This is a genomic window from Methylococcus sp. S1M (genome assembly GCF_051295855.1).
Taxonomy (GTDB): Bacteria; Pseudomonadota; Gammaproteobacteria; order Methylococcales; family Methylococcaceae; genus Methylococcus; species Methylococcus capsulatus.
On sequence record NZ_JBPDXO010000007.1, the window covers coordinates 58,571 to 77,282 of the forward strand.

The 18,712-nt window shown below is 64.5% G+C and carries 16 protein-coding genes; 10 read left to right on the forward strand and 6 right to left on the reverse strand.

What is annotated here, in order from left to right; genetic code table 11:
- Positions 1-102 precede the first annotated feature (102 nt).
- The 5 genes from msbA to ACSHWJ_RS12650 all read left to right on the forward strand — a co-directional run bounded on the left by msbA (position 103) and on the right by ACSHWJ_RS12650 (position 6,230).
- Entirely contained in the window at positions 103-1,908 is a 1,806-nt protein-coding gene (gene msbA / locus ACSHWJ_RS12630) for a lipid A export permease/ATP-binding protein MsbA (RefSeq protein WP_017364746.1), read from the forward strand.
- 70 nt (positions 1,909-1,978) lie between these two features.
- Positions 1,979-2,416: a hypothetical protein gene (locus ACSHWJ_RS12635; RefSeq protein ID WP_010960271.1), complete on the forward strand. Its 438-nt coding sequence runs from the start codon at positions 1,979-1,981 to the stop codon at positions 2,414-2,416.
- Between the two features lie 127 nt (positions 2,417-2,543).
- A complete protein-coding gene (gene sucC, locus ACSHWJ_RS12640) occupies positions 2,544-3,704 on the forward strand; it encodes an ADP-forming succinate--CoA ligase subunit beta (RefSeq protein WP_282213476.1) in 1,161 nt (386 codons plus the stop codon).
- The gene (gene sucD, locus ACSHWJ_RS12645; protein WP_010960273.1) at positions 3,701-4,573 is read left to right on the forward strand and encodes a succinate--CoA ligase subunit alpha; all 873 of its coding nucleotides are present in this window, start codon (positions 3,701-3,703) and stop codon (positions 4,571-4,573) included. The genes sucC and sucD overlap by 4 nt, the downstream gene beginning before the upstream one ends.
- Before the next feature lie 37 nt (positions 4,574-4,610).
- Entirely contained in the window at positions 4,611-6,230 is a 1,620-nt protein-coding gene (locus tag ACSHWJ_RS12650; RefSeq protein ID WP_432539881.1) for an NAD+ synthase, read from the forward strand.
- On the opposite strand, the gene ACSHWJ_RS12655 is transcribed toward ACSHWJ_RS12650, so the two are convergent.
- Together ACSHWJ_RS12655 and ACSHWJ_RS12660 are read right to left on the reverse strand one after the other, a co-directional pair.
- On the reverse strand, positions 6,200-7,144 hold the full coding sequence (locus ACSHWJ_RS12655) for a carbohydrate kinase family protein (protein WP_432539882.1): 945 nt from the start codon (positions 7,142-7,144) through the stop codon (positions 6,200-6,202). The two genes, ACSHWJ_RS12650 and ACSHWJ_RS12655, sit on opposite strands and share 31 nt — an antisense overlap.
- A complete protein-coding gene (locus ACSHWJ_RS12660; protein WP_010960276.1) occupies positions 7,117-7,977 on the reverse strand; it encodes an outer membrane protein assembly factor BamD in 861 nt (286 codons plus the stop codon). The genes ACSHWJ_RS12655 and ACSHWJ_RS12660 overlap by 28 nt, the downstream gene beginning before the upstream one ends.
- 44 nt (positions 7,978-8,021) lie before the next feature.
- On the opposite strand from ACSHWJ_RS12660, the gene rluD reads away from it, so the two are divergent.
- From rluD to ACSHWJ_RS12675, 3 genes are read left to right on the forward strand one after another with little or no spacing between them, the layout of a single operon-like run.
- Complete coding sequence (gene rluD, locus ACSHWJ_RS12665; protein WP_017364741.1) at positions 8,022-9,026, forward strand: 23S rRNA pseudouridine(1911/1915/1917) synthase RluD; 1,005 nt, start codon at positions 8,022-8,024, stop codon at positions 9,024-9,026.
- Positions 9,026-9,748 (forward strand): peptidoglycan editing factor PgeF, encoded by a 723-nt coding sequence (gene pgeF, locus ACSHWJ_RS12670; protein WP_218798540.1) that lies wholly within the window; start codon positions 9,026-9,028, stop codon positions 9,746-9,748. The genes rluD and pgeF overlap by 1 nt, the downstream gene beginning before the upstream one ends.
- 23 nt (positions 9,749-9,771) lie before the next feature.
- Entirely contained in the window at positions 9,772-10,590 is an 819-nt protein-coding gene (locus ACSHWJ_RS12675; RefSeq protein ID WP_218797506.1) for a ZIP family metal transporter, read from the forward strand.
- Here ACSHWJ_RS12675 and ACSHWJ_RS12680 read toward each other — a convergent pair.
- The 4 genes from ACSHWJ_RS12680 to ACSHWJ_RS12695 all read right to left on the reverse strand — a co-directional run bounded on the left by ACSHWJ_RS12680 (position 10,577) and on the right by ACSHWJ_RS12695 (position 17,057).
- Positions 10,577-12,457 carry a potassium transporter Kup gene (locus ACSHWJ_RS12680; RefSeq protein ID WP_017364739.1) on the reverse strand — a complete coding sequence of 627 codons (1,881 nt, stop codon included), beginning with the start codon at positions 12,455-12,457 and terminating at the stop codon, positions 10,577-10,579. The genes ACSHWJ_RS12675 and ACSHWJ_RS12680 overlap by 14 nt on opposite strands.
- 75 nt (positions 12,458-12,532) lie before the next feature.
- A complete protein-coding gene (locus tag ACSHWJ_RS12685) occupies positions 12,533-12,850 on the reverse strand; it encodes a P-II family nitrogen regulator (RefSeq protein ID WP_010960282.1) in 318 nt (105 codons plus the stop codon).
- Positions 12,847-15,912, reverse strand: coding sequence for an efflux RND transporter permease subunit (locus ACSHWJ_RS12690; protein WP_432539883.1), 3,066 nt, complete (start codon positions 15,910-15,912; stop codon positions 12,847-12,849). The genes ACSHWJ_RS12685 and ACSHWJ_RS12690 overlap by 4 nt, the downstream gene beginning before the upstream one ends.
- Positions 15,909-17,057, reverse strand: coding sequence for an efflux RND transporter periplasmic adaptor subunit (locus tag ACSHWJ_RS12695; protein WP_218801150.1), 1,149 nt, complete (start codon positions 17,055-17,057; stop codon positions 15,909-15,911). The genes ACSHWJ_RS12690 and ACSHWJ_RS12695 overlap by 4 nt, the downstream gene beginning before the upstream one ends.
- Before the next feature lie 336 nt (positions 17,058-17,393).
- Here ACSHWJ_RS12695 and ACSHWJ_RS12700 point away from each other — a divergent pair, with 336 nt between their 5' ends.
- Positions 17,394-17,924: an Hsp20/alpha crystallin family protein gene (locus tag ACSHWJ_RS12700; RefSeq protein WP_432539884.1), complete on the forward strand. Its 531-nt coding sequence runs from the start codon at positions 17,394-17,396 to the stop codon at positions 17,922-17,924.
- A gap of 112 nt (positions 17,925-18,036) precedes the next feature.
- Positions 18,037-18,702, forward strand: a complete 666-nt coding sequence (locus tag ACSHWJ_RS12705; RefSeq protein WP_010960287.1) for a DUF1614 domain-containing protein — start codon at positions 18,037-18,039, stop codon at positions 18,700-18,702.
- The last annotated feature ends 10 nt before the right edge of the window (positions 18,703-18,712 follow it).

Genomic DNA, 18,712 nt, shown 5'->3' on the forward strand with positions numbered 1-18,712 from the left:
CGAAATGACGTATGTGCTTGTCGGCGTTGTAACTTCGCTGTCGGTTGGGCATCATTGTAACGATGGCCGCCAGGCATTTCGAGATTTCCCCACGTTTTTCGCATGAAACATTCAGCTTCGGAGTCCAAGCCGCTGTCGAGCGGACTGGCCATCTACCGCCGCCTGCTCCGCTATGGATTTCCGTACTGGAGGTCGTTCTGCGTCGCCGTGGTGGCGATGATCGCCTATGCCGCCATCACGCCCTTCTTTGCCAAGCTGATCCAGCCGCTGATCGACGGCAGCTTCATCGACAACGATCCGACGGTGCTGCGCCAGGTGTCCCTGATGCTGATCGGCCTTTCCGTCCTGCGCGGCATCGCCGGCTTCCTGAGCGAATACTGCTCCGGTTCGGTCGGGCGGCGCGTGATCGCCGATCTGCGCCGGGACATCTTCGACCAACTGCTGAATCTGCCCTGCAGCTTTTATGACAACGCTTCGGGCGGCCAGCTCCTCTCCAAACTGCTCTATAACACCGAACAGGTATCGGCGTCGCTCCAGCAAGGCATCATCACCTGCATCCGCGAAGGCTTCACCGTCATCGGTCTGATGGCGCTGATGGTTTATCAGAATCCGGTGCTGTCCCTGGTCTTTCTGGTGCTGGGGCCGGTGCTGGGGCTGAGCGTCCGCTTCGTGAGCAAGCGGTTCCGCCGCCTGAGCATGCGCATCCAGGAATCCATGGGCAAGGTGAGCCATGTGACACAGGAAGTGATCGATGCCCAGCGCATCGTCAAGGTGTTCAACGGCAAGGCCTACGAGGCCGCCAAGTTCGCGACGGAAAACGACCGCAACCAGAAGCGGCAGATGAAGCTGATCGCCACCGATGCTCTGGGCGGCGGGGTGATCCATCTCATCAGCGTCGCCGGTGTGGCGGGCATCCTCTACGTCGTGTCGCTCGATTCCGTGCGGCAGACGATCACGCCGGGCAGTCTCATGGCGTTCATCGCGGCGATGGCCATGATGCTGAGCCCCATCCGCCGTCTCAGCCAAGTGGTGTCGGTCATGCAGCGTGGCATCGCCGCCGGCGACAGCATCTTTGCCATGCTCGACTTGCCGAGGGAGCGCGACCGCGGCCGAATCAGCCTGAAGCGCGCCCGCGGTTCGATCGAGTATCGGCACGTCAGTCTGGTGTATGACGACCGTCACGGCGCTGCGGTCGACGACGTCTCACTCGTCATCCCGGCTGGCAAGACCGTGGCCCTGGTGGGCCAGTCGGGCAGCGGGAAGACGTCGCTGGTGCGCCTCCTGCCGCGCCTTTACGAGGCGACGGCCGGGGAAATCCTGATCGACGGGCACGACATCCGCGAACTGACGCTGGAGAGCCTGCGCCGCCAGATTGCTTATGTCGGGCAGGAAGTGACGCTGTTCAACGATACCGTTGCCAGCAACATCGCCTACGGCTGCCTGGACAGGGTGGGCCTCGATGCCGTGCGCGAGGCCGCGCGGGCGGCGAATGCGCTGGATTTCATAGAGACGCTGCCGCAAGGATTCGATACCCTCGTCGGCCAGCAGGGCATCGTTCTGTCGGGCGGCCAGCGTCAGCGTATTGCCATTGCGCGGGCCTTGCTTAAAAATGCCCCTATTCTGATCCTGGACGAGGCGACCTCGGCGCTGGACGCGGAATCCGAGCGCTACGTGCAGCAGGCGCTGGAAGTCCTGATGCAGAACCGGACGACACTGGTGATCGCGCACCGGCTGTCCACCATCCAGAATGCGGACCAGATTTGCGTGATGCGCGGCGGGCGTATCATCGAGTGCGGCACCCATGCCCAGCTCATGGCGGCGCGGGGCGGTTATGCCGACCTCTACGCGATGCAATTCGGCTATTCGAGCGTGCCGGAAGCGGTGGCGGTGCACGCCGTGCGCCGCTGACAGGGCCGGGATGACCGGCGTGTGACAAGAACGGGGACCAACCCCGCCAAGCATTTCGAGGAGTGGCGTGATGACCGAGCTTCTGTTTGTCTTCACCGTGGTTTTTGTCGGTTATGTGCTTTACGAGGTGTTCAAGACCGTGTCCCGGCCGGCGTCGACGGCGGAGACGCACCGAGCCTGTGCGCCTGATGCGGCTGTGGAGAAGCACGCCGAAATTCCCCCTGAGCCGGTAGCCGAAGAACCCGCGGCCGAGACGAAAGCGCCGGTCGCCGAGAAAGCAGAGACCGGAGGGGAAGAAAAGGCGGTGTCACTGCGCGATCCGGTCACGGGTGAAATCGCCGCCGTCCCCACCAATTACCGTTTCGCCAAGAAATGGATCAAGGAGGCTCTGGTAACGGAGGGTCTCCTGGACCGCGTCTACAAGAACGCCGAGTTGGAAGGTGAAACGGCGCGGAAGGTCAAGGATGCGCTGGAACGTTTCAAGGGACTGGCCAAGTATCAGGGTTGAACCGAAGGCTCCGCCGCGGCCGGAGCCTTTTCCGTTTTTCGCAGCCGGTGGTGCAGGTACACCACCGCGCCTACGGCGGGGGCGTTCACGTCGTCAGCCCGCATCTTCAGTTTATTCAGGTCGATACATGAATCTCCACGAATACCAATCCAAGCGGCTGCTCGCCGACTACGGCGTGCCCGTGCCGCGCGGCGGTGTCGCTTTTTCCCCGGACGAGGCCCGCTCCTGCGCGCTGCAAATCGGTGGCGAGCGCTGGGCCGTGAAGGCGCAGGTGCATTCAGGCGGACGCGGCAAGGCCGGCGGCGTGAAGCTGTGCAGCAGTGAAGACGAGGTGGCCGCGGCGGCGCACGCATTGCTGGGTTCCGAACTCGTGACCAGTCAGAGCGGTGGCAAAGGGCTGCCCGTCCATGCCGTCCTGGTCGAAGAGGTGCGCGGCATCGCGCGTGAGATCTACCTGAGTGTCCTGGTCGACCGCTCCAGCGCGACGATCATGTTCTTGGCCTCCGGCGAAGGCGGCATGGACATCGAAGCCGTGGCGGCCGGATCGCCGGAGAAGATACTTTCCAGCCGTATCCATCCGGCCGCGGGGTTCCAGCCGTACCAGGGACGGGACATCGGTTATGCCCTGGGGTTGGATGCGGCCCAGATCGGCACATTGGTCCGGCTGATGGCAGCCATGTACCGCCTGTTCGTGGAGAAGGATCTGAGCCAGATCGAGATCAATCCCCTGATCGTCACGGCGGACGGCGAATTGCTGGCGCTGGACGCCAAGATCGGCATCGATGACAACGCGCTGTTCGCCCACCCCGAGCTGGCCGGGCTTCGCGATGCAAGCCAGGAGGACGCGCGCGAGAATGCCGCGCGCGAGCACGGGCTGAGCTATGTCACCCTCGGGGGCAACATCGGCTGCATGGTCAACGGTGCCGGTCTGGCGATGGCCACCATGGACATGGTCAAGCTGCACGGCGGGGAGCCCGCCAATTTTCTCGACGTCGGCGGCGGCGCAACCGCGGAAAAAGTGGCCGAGGCCTTCAAGCTGATCCTGTCCGATTCGGGGGTGCGGGCCGTGCTGGTCAACATCTTCGGCGGTATCGTCCGCTGCGATCTGATCGCGGAAGGGCTGATCGCCGCGGTGCGCGAAGTGCGGGTCGGTGTGCCGGTGGTGGTCCGGCTGGAAGGCACCAACGCCGGCGAGGGCCGGGCTCTGCTGGAGAGTTCGGGTCTTGCCATCATCGCCGCCGATGAACTGGACGAGGCGGCGCGCAAGGCGGTGGAGGCGGCGGCATGAGCATCCTGATCGGCAAGGACACCCGCGTCATCTGCCAGGGTTTCACCGGCAAGCAGGCGACTTTCCATTCCCGCCAGTGCCTGGACTACGGCACGCAACTGGTGGGCGGCGTCACTCCCGGCAAGGGCGGCAGCCGCCATTTGGACCTGCCGGTGTTCAACACCGTGCGCGAAGCGGTCGCCGCCACCGGCGCGAACGCCAGCATGATCTACGTGCCCCCGCCGTTCGCGGCGGATGCCATCCTCGAAGCCGCCGATGCCGGGATTTCGGTGATCGTGTGCATCACCGAAGGCATCCCTGTCCTGCACATGCTCAAGGTCAAGGCGGCGCTTGCCTCCTACGATGCGGTGCTGATCGGACCGAACTGTCCGGGCATCATCACGCCCGACGAATGCAAGATCGGCATCATGCCCGGATTTATCCATCGCAAGGGCAGCATCGGCATCGTCTCGCGTTCCGGGACCCTGACCTACGAGGCCGTCTACCAGACCACCCGGGTCGGCCTGGGCCAGAGCACCTGCGTCGGCATCGGCGGTGATCCGATCAAGGGGCTGGATTTCATCGATGTGCTCGGTATGTTCGAGGAGGACCCGGACACCGCCGGCATCATCATGGTAGGCGAAATCGGCGGCAGCGCCGAGGAAGATGCCGCTGAGTTCATCCAAGCCCACGTCAGCAAGCCGGTGGTCGGCTACATCGCGGGTCTGACCGCGCCGCCCGGCAAACGCATGGGCCATGCCGGCGCCATCATCACCGGCGGCAAGGGAACCGGCGCCGGTAAGGTGGAGGCGATGCGCCGGGCCGGTGTCGAAATGGTCGATTCGCTGTCCGACATGGGGCGGCGGATGCTGGAATTGCTGAAGAACTAAGGCCGACCGCCGATCGTAAGCCCGGCGCGCAACCGTCTTGAATCTCCGTATCGCCATCGCCCAGCTCGATTTCCTCGTCGGTGACGTCGGGGGGAATGCCGACCGGGTGCTCGCCGCCGCGGTCCGTGCACGTGACGAGCTGGGAGCCCACGCCGTGGTGTTCCCGGAGCTCGCCCTGGCCGGTTATCCGCCCGACGACCTCATCTTGCGTCCCGATTTCCTGACCGCCGTGGAGACGGCGCTGAAGGCCCTGGCCGAACGGGTGCGCGGGATCGATGTGATCGTCGGTTTTCCGGAGCGGCACGACGGTCTGCCCTTCAACAGTGCGGCGGTGCTGCGCGACGGCGGCATCCACAAGGTTTACCGCAAACAGATCCTGCCCAACTACGGCGTATTCGACGAGAAACGGCATTTTCTGCCGGGCAGCGCGCCTTGTGTGTTCGACCTCCGGGGCGTGCCGGTGGGCCTGACCATCTGCGAGGACGTCTGGTTTCCCGGACCGGTCGAACAGGCCGCGGCGGCGGGTGCAAGGCTGGTGCTGAACCTGAACGCTTCGCCCTTCCATGTCGGCAAATCGGTGGAGCGCGAGCACGTGGTACGCGAACGCATCGCCGCGGCGAGGGTGCCGCTGGTGTACACCAATCTGGTGGGGGGACAGGACGAACTGGTGTTCGATGGCGGCTCGTTCGTGATGGATGCCGCAGGCGGGCTGGTCTATCGGGCACCGCAGTTCGGCGAAACGCTGGACGCGGTCGGATTCACCGTCGATGAAGACGGGGTGAATCCCCTGCCAGCTAGGCTGGTCGAGCCCATGGGGGAGGTTGAGAGCGTTTACGCCGCGTTGGTGACGGGGATCCGCGATTACGTCGGGAAGAACGGATTCCGCGGCGCCGTGCTGGGGCTGTCCGGCGGCATTGATTCGGCGCTGACCCTGGCGTTGGCGGTCGATGCGCTGGGGGCGGATCGGGTCGAAGCGGTGCTGATGCCCTCACGTTACACGGCGGACATCAGCATCGAGGACGCGCGTCAGGAGGCCGAGACCCTGGCCGTGGCCTGGCATCTGATTCCGATCGAGCCTGTGTTCAGGAGCTTTCTGGAACTCTTGGCGGGACCGTTCGCCGGAGCGCCGGCGGACGTCACGGAAGAAAACATCCAGGCGCGCTGCCGCGGCGTCATCCTGATGGCCCTGTCCAACAAGCAGGGCCGGATTCTGCTGACCACCGGCAATAAAAGCGAGATGAGCGTCGGCTACGCCACCCTCTACGGCGACATGGCAGGTGGATTTGCGCCGCTCAAGGACGTGTCCAAGCTGCTGGTCTACCGGCTGGCCGAGTACCGCAATGCGGTTTCAGCGGTCATTCCGCCACGGGTGATCGAGCGCCCGCCCTCGGCTGAACTGCGGCCGGATCAGAAAGATGAGGATTCGCTGCCGCCTTATGCCGTGCTCGATCCGATCCTGGCCCTGTATGTCGAGCAGGACCGTTCGATCGCCGAGATAGTGGCCGCAGGTTACCCGGAAGACGTGGTGCGGCGGGTGGTCCGGCTGGTGGATCGCAACGAGTACAAGCGTCGCCAGGCGCCGCCGGGCATCAAGATCACCCGCCGCGCCTTCGGCCGCGAACGGCGTTATCCCATCACCTGCGGTTTCGAGCCATAGCCGGCGAGTAGCCGCTCCACGTCGGCACCGGACGGTATGCCCGGCCGTGCGCCCAGCCTCGTGCAGCAAAGCGCTCCGGCGGCGCTGGCGTAGCGCAGCATCTCCGGCCAGTCCATGCCGGCGGCGAGACCCGCGGCATAGGCGCCATGGAAGACATCGCCGGCGCCGGTGGTGTCCACCGCCTCGACCGGAAAGGCCGGCAGCCTTCCGGATTCCGCGCCGCGGCGCCAGATCAGGCCGTGCTCACCCAGCGTGATGACCACACAGGGCGAGTGTTCCGCCAGAGCGGCCAGAGCCCGTTCCGGATCGTTTCTACCCAGCCATTGTGCGGCAAATTTTTCCGAGGCGACGAGATGGCCGACACGGAACATGAGCCATTCGCTGCCGCCATGCAGAGAGCCCGCATCCAGGACGGTGGCGGCATCGTGGGTCCGCGCCCAGGCCAGGGCCGGTTCCGAAAGATCGGGTTCATGACCGTCGAAGAGGATGCAGCGCGCAGGCGTCGCAGGAGGAACAAAAGCTTGCGGAGGGAGAGGCCGGGTGTCGCCCTTGTGGTTGACCAGGGCACGCCTGCCGTCCGGTTTGACCAGCACGACCGACAGCGGCGTCGGGGAAGAGCCGCGGACCACCGCCCGCGTATCGATACCCGCCGCGCGCAGTTCCTCCAGATGGCGTTCGCCGTAGAGATCCATGCCGAGGTATCCGGCGAAGCCGGCTTTCCGTCCCAACCGGGCCACGGTCACGGCGGCGTTGGCGGCGGGGCCGCCGCCGCAGGCCAGCAGCGCGTCGGCGACGATCTTCTCGTCCGCGGCCGGATGGTGCGGGACGGAGAAGACCAGATCGAACGAGGCATGGCCGATGCAGAGGACGTCAAGGGGCCTCGTTGTCATTTGTCGAAGCCGATGAAGTCCCATACTTCCTCCATGACCGTGCGTTCGTAATCCTCGTCCTTGCTCAGGCGGCCTTCGGCATAATTCAGGGCATAGACGCGGGCGATGTCATCGGCCATCTGCGGCATGTCGAGCTGGCGGTAGGCGTCTTCCATGATCCTGAGCGCGTGGGGGATGGCCTGGGTCCGTTGGTACTTCTGGACCACTTCCGCCGACCGCCGGATCGCCGCCACGTAGGCCCGGCGTCTCATGTAGTAGTCGGCCACATGGATGTCGTACATCGCCAGGTTGTTGCGCAGGGCGATCGCGCGCTGTCTGGCGTCTTCGCGGTAGACGCTGTTCGGGAACTTGTTGAGCAGGGTCTCGAAATCATTGTAGGCGTCGCGCGCGGAGCCCGGGTCGCGCTGAGAGGAATCGGTGGGCAGCCAGCGGTCGATGAAGCCGATGCCGCGGTTGTAGTTGATGAGGCCCCGTAGGTAATAGGCGTAATCGACATGGGGTTCGGTCGGGTTGAGCTTGATGAAGCGGTCGACCGCGGCGATGGCCGATTCGGGCTCGTTGTTCTTGTAATAGCAGAAGGCCACGTCGATCTGGGCCTGGGTGGCATAGTCGCCGAACGGATAACGGGCCTCCAGTTTCTCGTATAATTTGATGGCTTTGTCGTAAGAGCCGTCCATCATCGCGTGTTTGGCTTCGGCGTAGAACTGGGCCGGGCCCCAGTCGGCATGCTCATCCTTGATGTCCGTGTCTTCTTCCTTGCCCGCCGACCAGAACGGGAAGCTGGAGCAGGCGGTGAGTCCGGATACCGCGCCTCCCAGCAGGGCGGCGATCAGTACGATGCTGCGGGGGAAGCCCATGGGGGGGAACTACCTCGTGTGAGCGATTGACGGGCGCGTCAGCCATGCGAAAGGCCACGCAGTATAACCTATTCACAGACCTTTTCCTCCTCACCTTTACCGTGACCCGAAGCCGAATCCTGACGACCGAAATTCCACATCATCTGGCCGGTTTGCGGCTGGACCAGGCGCTGGCAGTACTGTTTCCGGACTTTTCCCGCGCCCGCCTGCAGACCTGGATCAAGGACGGCCATGCACTGCTGGACGGCATTCAAGTGGCGCCCCGCCAGAAACTGCTCGGCGGCGAGCGCGTCGAACTGCGGGCGGAGGCCGATGCGGCCGTGGAGTGCGAGGCCGAAGCGATCCCTCTCACTGTCGTGCATGCCGACGAGTCTATCTTCGTCATCGACAAGCCCGCCGGCCTGGTGGTGCATCCCGCGGCGGGGCACCCGGCCGGCACGCTGCAGAATGCCCTGCTGCACCTCGATCCGGCGCTCGCGGCGATCCCCCGCTGCGGCATCGTGCACCGGCTGGACAAGGACACCAGCGGCCTGCTGGTGGTCGCCCGTACGCTGGAGGCGCACAAATCCCTGGTGGATCAGCTCAAGGACCGGAGCGTGAACCGTGAATACCTGGCCCTGGTCCAGGGGATGGTCACAGCCGGGGCGACGGTGGACGAGCCGATCGGGCGGCACCCCGCGGACCGCAAACGCTTCGCCGTGCGTCCGGACGGCAGGGAATCGGTGACCCATTACCGGGTGGAGGAGCGTTTCTTGCACCATACTTTGCTGCGGGTGCGGCTGGAAACCGGGCGGACCCATCAGATCCGGGTCCACATGGCGCATCTGCATCATCCCCTGGTCGGCGATCCGGTTTATGGCGGCCGTGCACGCATCCCGGCCGCCGCCGATCCAGTGCTGATCGATGCCTTGCGCGGGTTTCGCCGGCAGGCCCTGCATGCGGCGCGGCTGGGGCTGATTCATCCGGAGAAGGGCGGGGAGATGGCTTGGGAATCGCCGCTGCCACCGGATTTCGACGCCTTGCTTCGTCTCCTGCGGAGCCTGGGGTGATGCTCTGGCTCGAGCCCGACTGGCCGGCGCCGCCGGGCGTGCGGGCGGCATCGACTCTGCGCCCGGCGGGGGTGAGCGCGGGCGTCTATGCCGGCCTGAATCTCGGGTCCCATGTCGGCGACGATCCGGCCGCGGTTGCCGCGAACCGCGCGTTGTTACGCCGCGATTTGGGGCTGCCGGCGGAACCCGCCTGGCTGCGTCAGGTACATGGGAACGAAGCGGTGGAAGCCGGCCGGGAGGCCGAACCCGAGGCGGATGCCAGCTATACCTGGAACGCCGGGGTGGTGTGCGCGGTGATGACCGCCGACTGCCTGCCGGTCTTGCTGTGCACCCGCGACGGGGCGGGCCTGGCCGCGGTGCATGCCGGCTGGCGGGGGCTGGCGGACGGTGTGATCGAGCGGGCGGTCGCGGCCTTGGGTACGTCCGATCTGCTGGCCTGGCTCGGTCCGGCGATCGGGCCGGAAGCCTTCGAAGTCGGCGACGAAGTGCGTGCCGTGTTCCTGTCGCGGGATGCCGGAAGTGACGCGGCCTTCCGGCCCGGCGATAATGGCCGCTGGCTGGCCGATATTTATCTGCTCGCCCGGCTGCGCCTTCGGCGCCTCGGCATCAGCGACGTCTACGGCGGTCACTGGTGCACCTATAGCGACGAAAGCCGCTTTTTCTCCTACCGGCGCGATGGAGTGACGGGCCGGATGGCCACGCTCGTCTGGCGCGACCGCTAAACACCTTCGAACGTTTTTCGCCGATGAGCGTATTACTCTGGATTCTGCTGTTTTCTCTGCTGGGCGGTGTGCTCAGCGTCATTGCCGCTTCGCTGTTCCTGCTCATTCCGGAAGACCATCACCCGCACCTTCTGCCGCATGGCGTCAGTTTCGCCCTGGGATCCCTGCTCAGCGTGGCGTTCCTGCACCTCATTCCGGAGGCTGCCCAAGGCGTCGGCGTCGGCAACGTCGAGAGGCTGTTCGCCACGGTACTGGCGGGTATCCTCGGCTTCTTCATCCTGGAAAAGCTGCTGCTGTGGCGCCATTGTCATGCCGGCGACTGCGAGACACACGGCGAGGGCCATTTCCACCAGCCTGCCGGTACGCTCATCGTCATCGGTGATGCGATCCACAATCTGGTCGATGGCGTGCTGATTGCGGCGGCTTTCCTTACCGACATCCGGCTCGGCATCGTCACCGCCCTGGCTGTCGCCGCCCACGAGATTCCGCAGGAGGTGGGGGATTTCGCCATTCTGTTGCAAAGCGGCTACGGCCGGGGCCGTGCGCTGTGGTACAACCTGATGGCCAGCCTGGGGACAGTGGTGGGCGGGGTGGCAGCCTATTTCGCGCTGGAGCGGATGAACGGCGTACTGCCTTACGTGCTGGCGCTGGCCGCCTCCAGCTTCATCTATGTCGCCGTCGCCGACCTGATCCCCTCTCTGCACCGCCGGACGCACCTCTCCGCCGCTCTTCAGCAGCTCGCGATGATCGCGGCGGGCATTGCTCTGATCGTGATGGTCAACCATTGGGCCGAAGGCATGCATCCGGACACGCCGGAGACGGCTTCCGTCATATCGCGATGACGGTGCCGAGTTCCACCACCCGGTCCACCGGCAGCTTGAAGTAGCCGGTCGGATTGTAGGCGTTGCGGAACATGGAGATGAACAGCACTTCTTCCCAGCGGTTCAGACCCCGCTCGGCGGAGCGGATCAGCGTTTCCCGGCCCAGGAAGAACGTGGTCTGTTCCAGATCGATGTGCAGCCCGGCATGGCGGCAAAGGTTCAGCATGCGCAGCACATTGGGGCGTTCCATGAAGCCGAAGCGGGTCGTGATGCGGAAAAAATTGTGCTCCAGTGCCTCGATGGTGATCTTTTCCTTTTCCGCCGCGTAGGGCTTGTCGAGCGTGGTCATGGTGAGCAGGATCACCCGCTGGTGGATCACCTGGTTGTGCTCGTAGTTGCGTAGCAGGGCGAAGGGCAGGCTGAGGTTGCGGGCGGTCAGGAAGATCGCGGTGCCGACCGGCCGGAACGGCGGCGGCTCGTCGGTCAGCCGCTGCAGGAACCGGCTCAGGGATTCGGACTCCTGTTGCAGGCGGGCGAACAGGACGTCGCGGCCTTTTTTCCAGGTCGACATGACAGTGGCCAGAATCAGCCCCAGGCTCAGAGGAATCCAGCCGCCGTCGCCGAGCTTGGCCAGATTGGCCGTCAGGAACGACAGGTCGACGGACAGCAGGACCGCGCCGGTGACGAGCAGCGCCAGGCCCGGCCAGCGCCAGGTGTCGTGGGCCACGACCAGGGCCAGCAGGGTGGTCACCACCATGGTGCCGACCACGGCCAGACCGTAGGCCGAGGCGAGGCGGGAGGAGGAGCCGAACGCCAGCACCAGGGCCAGCACTGAGACCAGGAGCAGGCGGTTCACCGCCGGGGCATAGATCTGGCCCCGTTCGGATTCCGAAGTGTGGACCATGCGTTGACGTGGCAGGTAATCGAGCTGGATGGCCTGATGGGTGAGTGAGAATGCGCCAGAAATGACCGCCTGCGAGGCGATCACGGTGGCGGCCGTGGCCAGTCCGATCATCGGATAGAGTGCCCATTCCGGCACCAGCAGATAGAACGGATTCTGCACCGCTTCGGGGTTGCGGATCAGCAGGGCACCCTGGCCGAGGTAGTTCAGGATGAGGCTCGGAAATACCACGGCGAACCAGGTGACGCGGATCGGGGCTTTGCCGAAATGGCCCATGTCGGCGTACAGCGCTTCGGCCCCTGTGACCGCCAGCACCACCGCGCCCAGCGCCGCGAAGCCCAGACCCTGGTGGGCGGTGAGAAACCGGAATCCATGGAGCGGATTGAGGGCGGCGAGCACCTCCGGCGTCTGCCGCAGACTGACGAAACCCAACGTGCCGATGGAGAGGAACCACAGCAGCATGATGGGGCCGAACAATCGACCGACGCGTTCGGTTCCCCGTCGCTGGATCAGGAACAGCGCCAGCAGGATCAGGATCGAAGCCGGAACCACGTAGTGCGACAGCGCCGCAGTGGCTATCCCCAAGCCCTCCATCGCGCCGAGCACCGAAATGGCGGGCGTGATCATCCCGTCGCCATAGAAAAGCGCCGTGCCGAAGAGACCCAGGGAGATGATCCAGGCCCGGTGCTTGCGCCGGTGCCGCTGCCGCAGCGCGAGGGCGGTCAGGGCCATGATGCCGCCTTCGCCGTGATTGTCCGCATGCATGACGAACACCACGTATTTCACGGCCACGATGATGAACAGAGCCCAGAAGATCAGGGAGAGCGCGCCCAGGATGTTCTCCTGTGTCAGCTGGATCGCGTAAGCGCCGCCGAAGATTTCCCGCACGGTGTACAGCGGGCTGGTGCCGATGTCGCCGTAGACCACCCCCAGGGCGCCGGCGGACAGGGTCAGGAATCCGGAAGATTTCGATTTGGTTCGGTCCATGGACGTATCACGAGCTCCGGGTCGGAAGGAAGCGGCGTCGGTGGGAGCCTCGGCGCGAAGATTACCCAGAAGGAATCAGCTTTCCCACTGGCCTTGACTGATGCGGGCGCCCTTTCCGACCTCCAGTACGTAAACCGTCCCGGCGCCGGGTTGATGGGTATTGGCGGTTTCCAGGATGACGGCAGCGATGTGCTCGGCGAGGTCGTCGGGGGCGAAGATCTCGATCCGTTTCTTCGCCATGAAGGGGCTGAAATCCTGGGAGGCGCTGGCCTTGCCGCGGCCGAAGCCTTCGCAGTCCGACACGCTCATCCCGGGGAATCCGGGGATGTCGAGCAGCGCCATGGTCAGTTTGGACAGCATGAACGGCTGGATGTAGGCGCGTATTTCTTTCACGAGGCGGCTCCTCCGAAACGCCGGTAGAGGACAGGGAGCAGAGTCAGGGTCAGCCCGGTGGCGCTGATCAGCCCGCCGATGATGACCACGGCGAACGGCCGCGCCGTTTCCGAGCCGACCGAGTGCGACAGGGCCGCCGGAAACAGGCCCAGCATCGCCATCGATGCGGTCATGACCACCGGTCGCAACCGGCTCACCGAGCCGTCGATGATCGCATCCGTCATGCCGCGTCCTTCCCGTCGTAGCTGATTGATCTGGGACAGCAGGATGACCCCGTTCTGCACCGCGATGCCGAACAGGGCGATGAAGCCCACGGCGGCCGAGACGCTCAGGTGGATGCCGGTTGCCAGCAGGGCGCCGACTCCACCGATGAGCGAGAACGGCACGTTCATCACGATCAGTCCCGCGTGGCGCATCGACTTGAATGTCCAGAATAGCAGAAGAAAGATCAAAACCAGGCTGATGGGCACGATGATGGAGAGACGCTTCATGGCCCGCTGCTGGTTTTCGAACTGGCCACTCCATAACAGCCGGTAGCCTGGGGGCAGCCGGACCTCCCGGGCGACGCGCGCCTGGGCTTCGGCCACGAAGCCACCCTGATCGCGGTCGATCAGGTTGCATTTTACGGCGATGCGCCGCCGGTTGTCCTCCCGGCTGATGCGGGAGGCGCCCTGGTCGACCTTGATATCGGCCAATTCGGCCAGCGGCACGCGGCTGCCCTGTGGCGTCGCGACCGTGAGATCGGCGATGGCGCCGACCGAGTCGCGCGCCTCTTCCTTCATTCGGACCACGACGTCGAAACGCCTCTCGCCTTCGAGAAAGCGGGTGGCGCTTCGGCCGCCGACGGCGATACCGAGGGTGTCCTCCACGTCGTCGACGCTGACGCCGTAACGGGCGATGGCGGCGCGGTCGATCTCGATCACGGCCTGGGCCAGACCGGACTGCTGTTCGGCGGCGACGTCGGTGGCGCCACGGATGGAGCGCAGGATACGGGTGACCTGATCGGCTTTTTCCTGCAGGACTTTCAGGTCGTCGCCGAAAATCTTCACCGCGATTTCGCCCTTGACGCCGGAAATCGCTTCTTCCACGTTGTCTTGGATCACTTGCGAGAAGTTGAACTGCAGTCCGGGGAAGACGTCGAGGTTACGCTGCATGGCCTCGACCAGCCGGTCCTTGTCCGCAAAGCGCCAGGTGTCCTTGTCATGCAGATCGACCAGAATCTCGAGATTGTTGAAACCCTTCGGATCGGTGCCGTCTTCCGGCCGGCCGAGCTGGGTCGTGATCGAGCGGACTTCGGGAAATTCCAGCAGGCGTGCGCGGATGTCGCGCGCCAGCTCTTTGCCCTTGGTCAGCGAAATCGGCGTCGGCAGGGTGATGGTGAGCCAGACGTTGCCCTCGTCGAGTTTGGGCATGAACTCGGTGCCGATGAAATGGGTCGAGCCGCCGGCCAGCGCCAGCAGGAGGCCACTGGCGACGTACAATCGGACCGGCCGCCGCAGAATGCCGGCTAGCAGCCGGCGGTAGCGGTGTTCCATGAAAGTCACCAGAGGGTTGTGTGCCTCCGACAGACGCGGTCCCAGCAGATAGGTCAGCAAGACCGGGACAAGGGTCAGGCTGACGACCAGGGAGCCGAGGAGGGCCAGGCTCAGCGTGTAGGCCATCGGCGAGAAGATCCTGGCCTCCACCCGCTGGAAGGTGAAGATCGGCAGGAAGGCGGTAATGATGATGGCTTTCGAAAACAGCACCGGCCGTCCCATCTCGACACTGGTGTCGAGCAGGGTCCGCCGCATTTGCGGGAGCCCCGCCTTGCGGTCCAAATCGAGCGAGATGCGCACGATGACCGCCTCCACCAGCACGACCGCCGTGTCGACGATGATGCCGAAATCGATCGCACCCAGTGAAATCAGGTTGGCGGAGATGTGCAGGGCATCCATGAGGATGAACGCGAACAGCAGGGAGAGCGGGATGACCACGATGACCACCAGGGCGGTCGCCAGTCGGCGCAGGAACACCAGCAGGACGGCGAGGATCAACAAGGCTCCTTCCAGCATGTTGTGCTCGACCGTGTGGATGGTGTGGTGTATCAGCTCCGTACGGTCGTAGAACGGGACGATTTTCACGCCGGGCGGCAGGCCGTGCCGGTTCAATCCATCGATTTCGGCCTTCACCCCGGTCAGGACCTCGATGGCATCACGGCCCTTGATCAGCAGCACCACGCCCTCGACCACTTCATCGGTCTGGTTGAAGCCGACGATACCGGTGCGCGGCTGGGGACCGATGCTGACGGTGGCGACGTTCTGGACATGGACCGGCACGCCGTCGCGGGTAGCCACGACGATGGACTTGATTTCGTCCATCGATTTGAGCAGCCCGACGCCCCTTACCACCAGCGCTTCGTAGCCGTGCTCGATGTAGCCGCCGCCGGTGTTGCCGTTGTTGTTCGCCACCGCCTGGTAGACGTCCTGCACGGTCAGGCGATAGTCCTTCAGGCGGTTGGGATCGATCTGTACCTGGTACTGCTTGACCCCGCCGCCGAACGACACCACGTCCGCCACACCCTGCACGGTGCGCAGGCGCCGCTCGATGACCCAGTCCTGCAGCGCGCGCTGTTCGATCAGGGACAGTCCCGGGGCTTCGATCCGGTAGCGGTAGATTTCGCCGATTCCCGTACTGAGCGGCCCCAGGCTGGTGCTGGCCGAGGCAGGGAGACTCACCGCGCGCAGCCGCTCCAGCACCTGCTGGCGGGAGAAGTAGTCTTCGGCGTCGTCATCGAAGGTCAGTGTGACGACGGACAGTCCGAAGATCGACACCGAGCGCAGATTGATGAGATGGGGCAGACCGTTCATTTCGCGCTCGATCGGCAGGGTGACCAGTTTCTCCACTTCCTCCGGCGCCTGACCGGGAAATTGGGTGACGACCTGCACGAAGACGTTCTGCACGTCGGGAAAAGCCTGCACCGGCAGCTTTTCGAACGACAGGATGCCGCCCGCCGTCAGCAGCACGGCGAGACCGAGGACCAGCAGGCGCTGTTGCAGACAGAATGCAATGACCGGGCGAATCATGGTTTTTTCCCGCCGTCGCCCGCTGCCGTATCCAGTTCGGAGCGCAGCAGGAGGGCGCCGTCGGTCACGATCCGTTCGCCTGGCTGGACGCCCTCCAGCAGCACGGCTTCCTTCTTCAGCCGCAGTCCGACCCGTACCTCGCGTTTCTGGTAGCGGCCTTCACCGAGGGAGACGAACAGCCAGTCCGATTCCCCTTCCGTGAACAGGGCCGTGAGCGGGACGACGATCGCCTTGTCGTCGGGCGGGCTTTCTACTTCCACCGAGGCATACATCGACGGCAACAGTTGGCCTTCCGGATTGGGCAGCAGGCAGCGCACCTTCACCGTCCGGGTCGTTTCGTCCACCACCTTGCCGATGTAGTCGATCCTGGCCGGGAACCATCGGTCCGGGTAGGCCGGCACCGTGAGTTTGACGTCCTGTCCCGGATGGATCACGGCCAGGTCCTTTTCGAAAACATCGAGGAGAACCCAGAGCCGGTCCAGATCCGATATCACGAAGAGCGGCGTCGGAAGGTCCGGGCGGACCTCCATGCCGGGATTGACGTTGCGTTCGGTGACGACGCCGGCGATCGGCGCCTTGAGCGTGAAGTGGTTATCGGGGCGTTTTTCATGTACGCCGAGATTGGCCAGTCGTAGGCGGCTGCGTTCGGCCTCGCTGCGGGCACGTTCCAGCGCATCCTCGGCCTGATGGAATTCCTTGTGGGGCGCGATGCCATTGTCGTACAGACTTTTCAGACGCTCGAAATCGCGTTCCGCCAACTTTAGATCGGCGGTGGCCTTCGCGTACTCCGCCTGGGCTTGGCCGAGTTCGGGACTGTCCAGCTCGAGCAAAGGCGTACCGACCCGGACGACGGCGCCGGGCTGTGCCGGTATCGCGGTGACGCGGCCGGCGATGGGGGAGGATACGCGTACCGTACGGGTTTCATCGTAAGTGATCTTGCCGGTGAGCGGCTCCAGCAGCGGCCGCTGCTCCGGAATGGCTTCTGCTTCCCTGATGTGACGGATCTTGGGGGAGTCCACCGGCAGCTGGAGGATGTCCTGCGGATTGATGGACAGTTCGGCCCGGTCCTCGTCATCGGCACCGTGGCAGGCGGCGAGCGCGAGCGCACAGGGAAGGAGCCATTGCCAGGGGCGATGGAGTTTCATGTCGTCGGACTCCTGGAGATTTGACCGGGGGACGGTGGGAATGTCGAGGGTAAGCCGGACTTCCGTCCGCTGTTTCGGTCGGAGGCCAAAGCAACATTCACGCCCAATGATACGATATGTCCGAACTGGAGACTGTTACCGATTTTAGCGCAGGCCGTGGGAGGATCATGCGGACGGGATCTCCTGCCACGGTGGTAAAGCCCCGTCTGTCAGGGTACTTTTAGACCGATACCGCTATACTTAGGCGAGCGTCGCCGCGGTCGGCGACAGCGTCCGCTGTCCGGGCAACGGGCCCGGCTTTTCGGTGTGTTCTCGAACGTTTTGGAGGTGCATGTGATGGCCAAGAAAGAAGCGCATGAGAAGGAATCCACGGGGAAGGAAGTGAAGGCCGCCGAGCCCGTGGCGACGAGAGCCTACCCGAGTCCCTGGGAGGAAATGGAGCGGTGGATGGAGCAGGTGTTCCCGGCGGGATGGCTGGAACACGAGCCTTGGGCGCTGATGCGCAGGCCCTGGCCTTCCTTGTTCCGAACCGGTCTGTCCGGCGTCCGGGTGCCGAAGGTCGATGTGATCGACCGTGCGGACGAAGTGGTGGTCAGGGCGGAACTGCCGGGCATCACCAAGGATGACCTGGAGATCACCCTGAGTGAGGACATGTTCACGTTGCAGGCATCCTCGCAGTCCGAAAGCAAAGAGGAGAAAGGCCAGTACTTTTACCGTGAAATGAGCCGCGGCGAATTCAGCCGGAGTCTGCGGCTGCCGTGCGCCGTGGATGCGGACAAGGCCAAGGCCTCCTTCAAGGACGGGATACTGGAAGTGGTGATTCCCAAGGCGGCGGGCAGCAAACGCCAGAGTATCAAGATAGACTGAGGGGAGCATGGCCGGACCGGAGTACCATGCGTCCGGCCCCCGCTCATTCAGACGGGTCAAGCAAGAGAACGGTGTTCGCCATGCGATATCCACGATAAGGCCGGGGCATTCCATGCGCGGACCTTTTTCCCCCCTGTATTTCCTGTTTTTTGCCGGCTTGTTGCTGTGGCTCGTCTTCAGCATCAATTTCCAGATCATTGCGCTGACTTTCGAGAAGCTCGGTCTCGACCCGTCTTCCGCTCTCAGCCTGGTCCTGACTTCTTTGCTGGGCAGCGCCATCAACCTGCCGGTGGCCACCATCGAGGCGGACCGCCCCCCTGTCGTTCCGCCACCGCCGTTCCGGGGCTTGCTGCGCCTGCCGGAAATTCCGTTCACCGGCCGGACGAAGATCATGGTCAACGTGGGGGGCGGACTGGTTCCGGTGGCCTTTTCGTTTTACCTGCTCGCCAATGATGGCATCCCGCTGCCGCAGTTGGCGCTGGCGACAGCGATCGTCGCGGCGGTGGCGTATGGCTTCAGCCGGCCCATTCCCGGCTTTGGCATCGGCATGCCGATCCTGATCGCCCCCCTGGCGGCGGCGCTGGTTGCCCTGGTGCTGGGCGGCGAACACCGGGCGCCGGTCGCCTACATCGCCGGAACCATGGGCGTGCTGATCGGGGCTGATCTGCTACGCATCCCCGACATTCGCCACCTCGGCGCGCCGGTGGCCTCCATCGGCGGCGCGGGAACTTTCGATGGCATCTTCATGACCGGTCTGGTTGCCGTCCTTCTGACCTGATGGGCGGGGC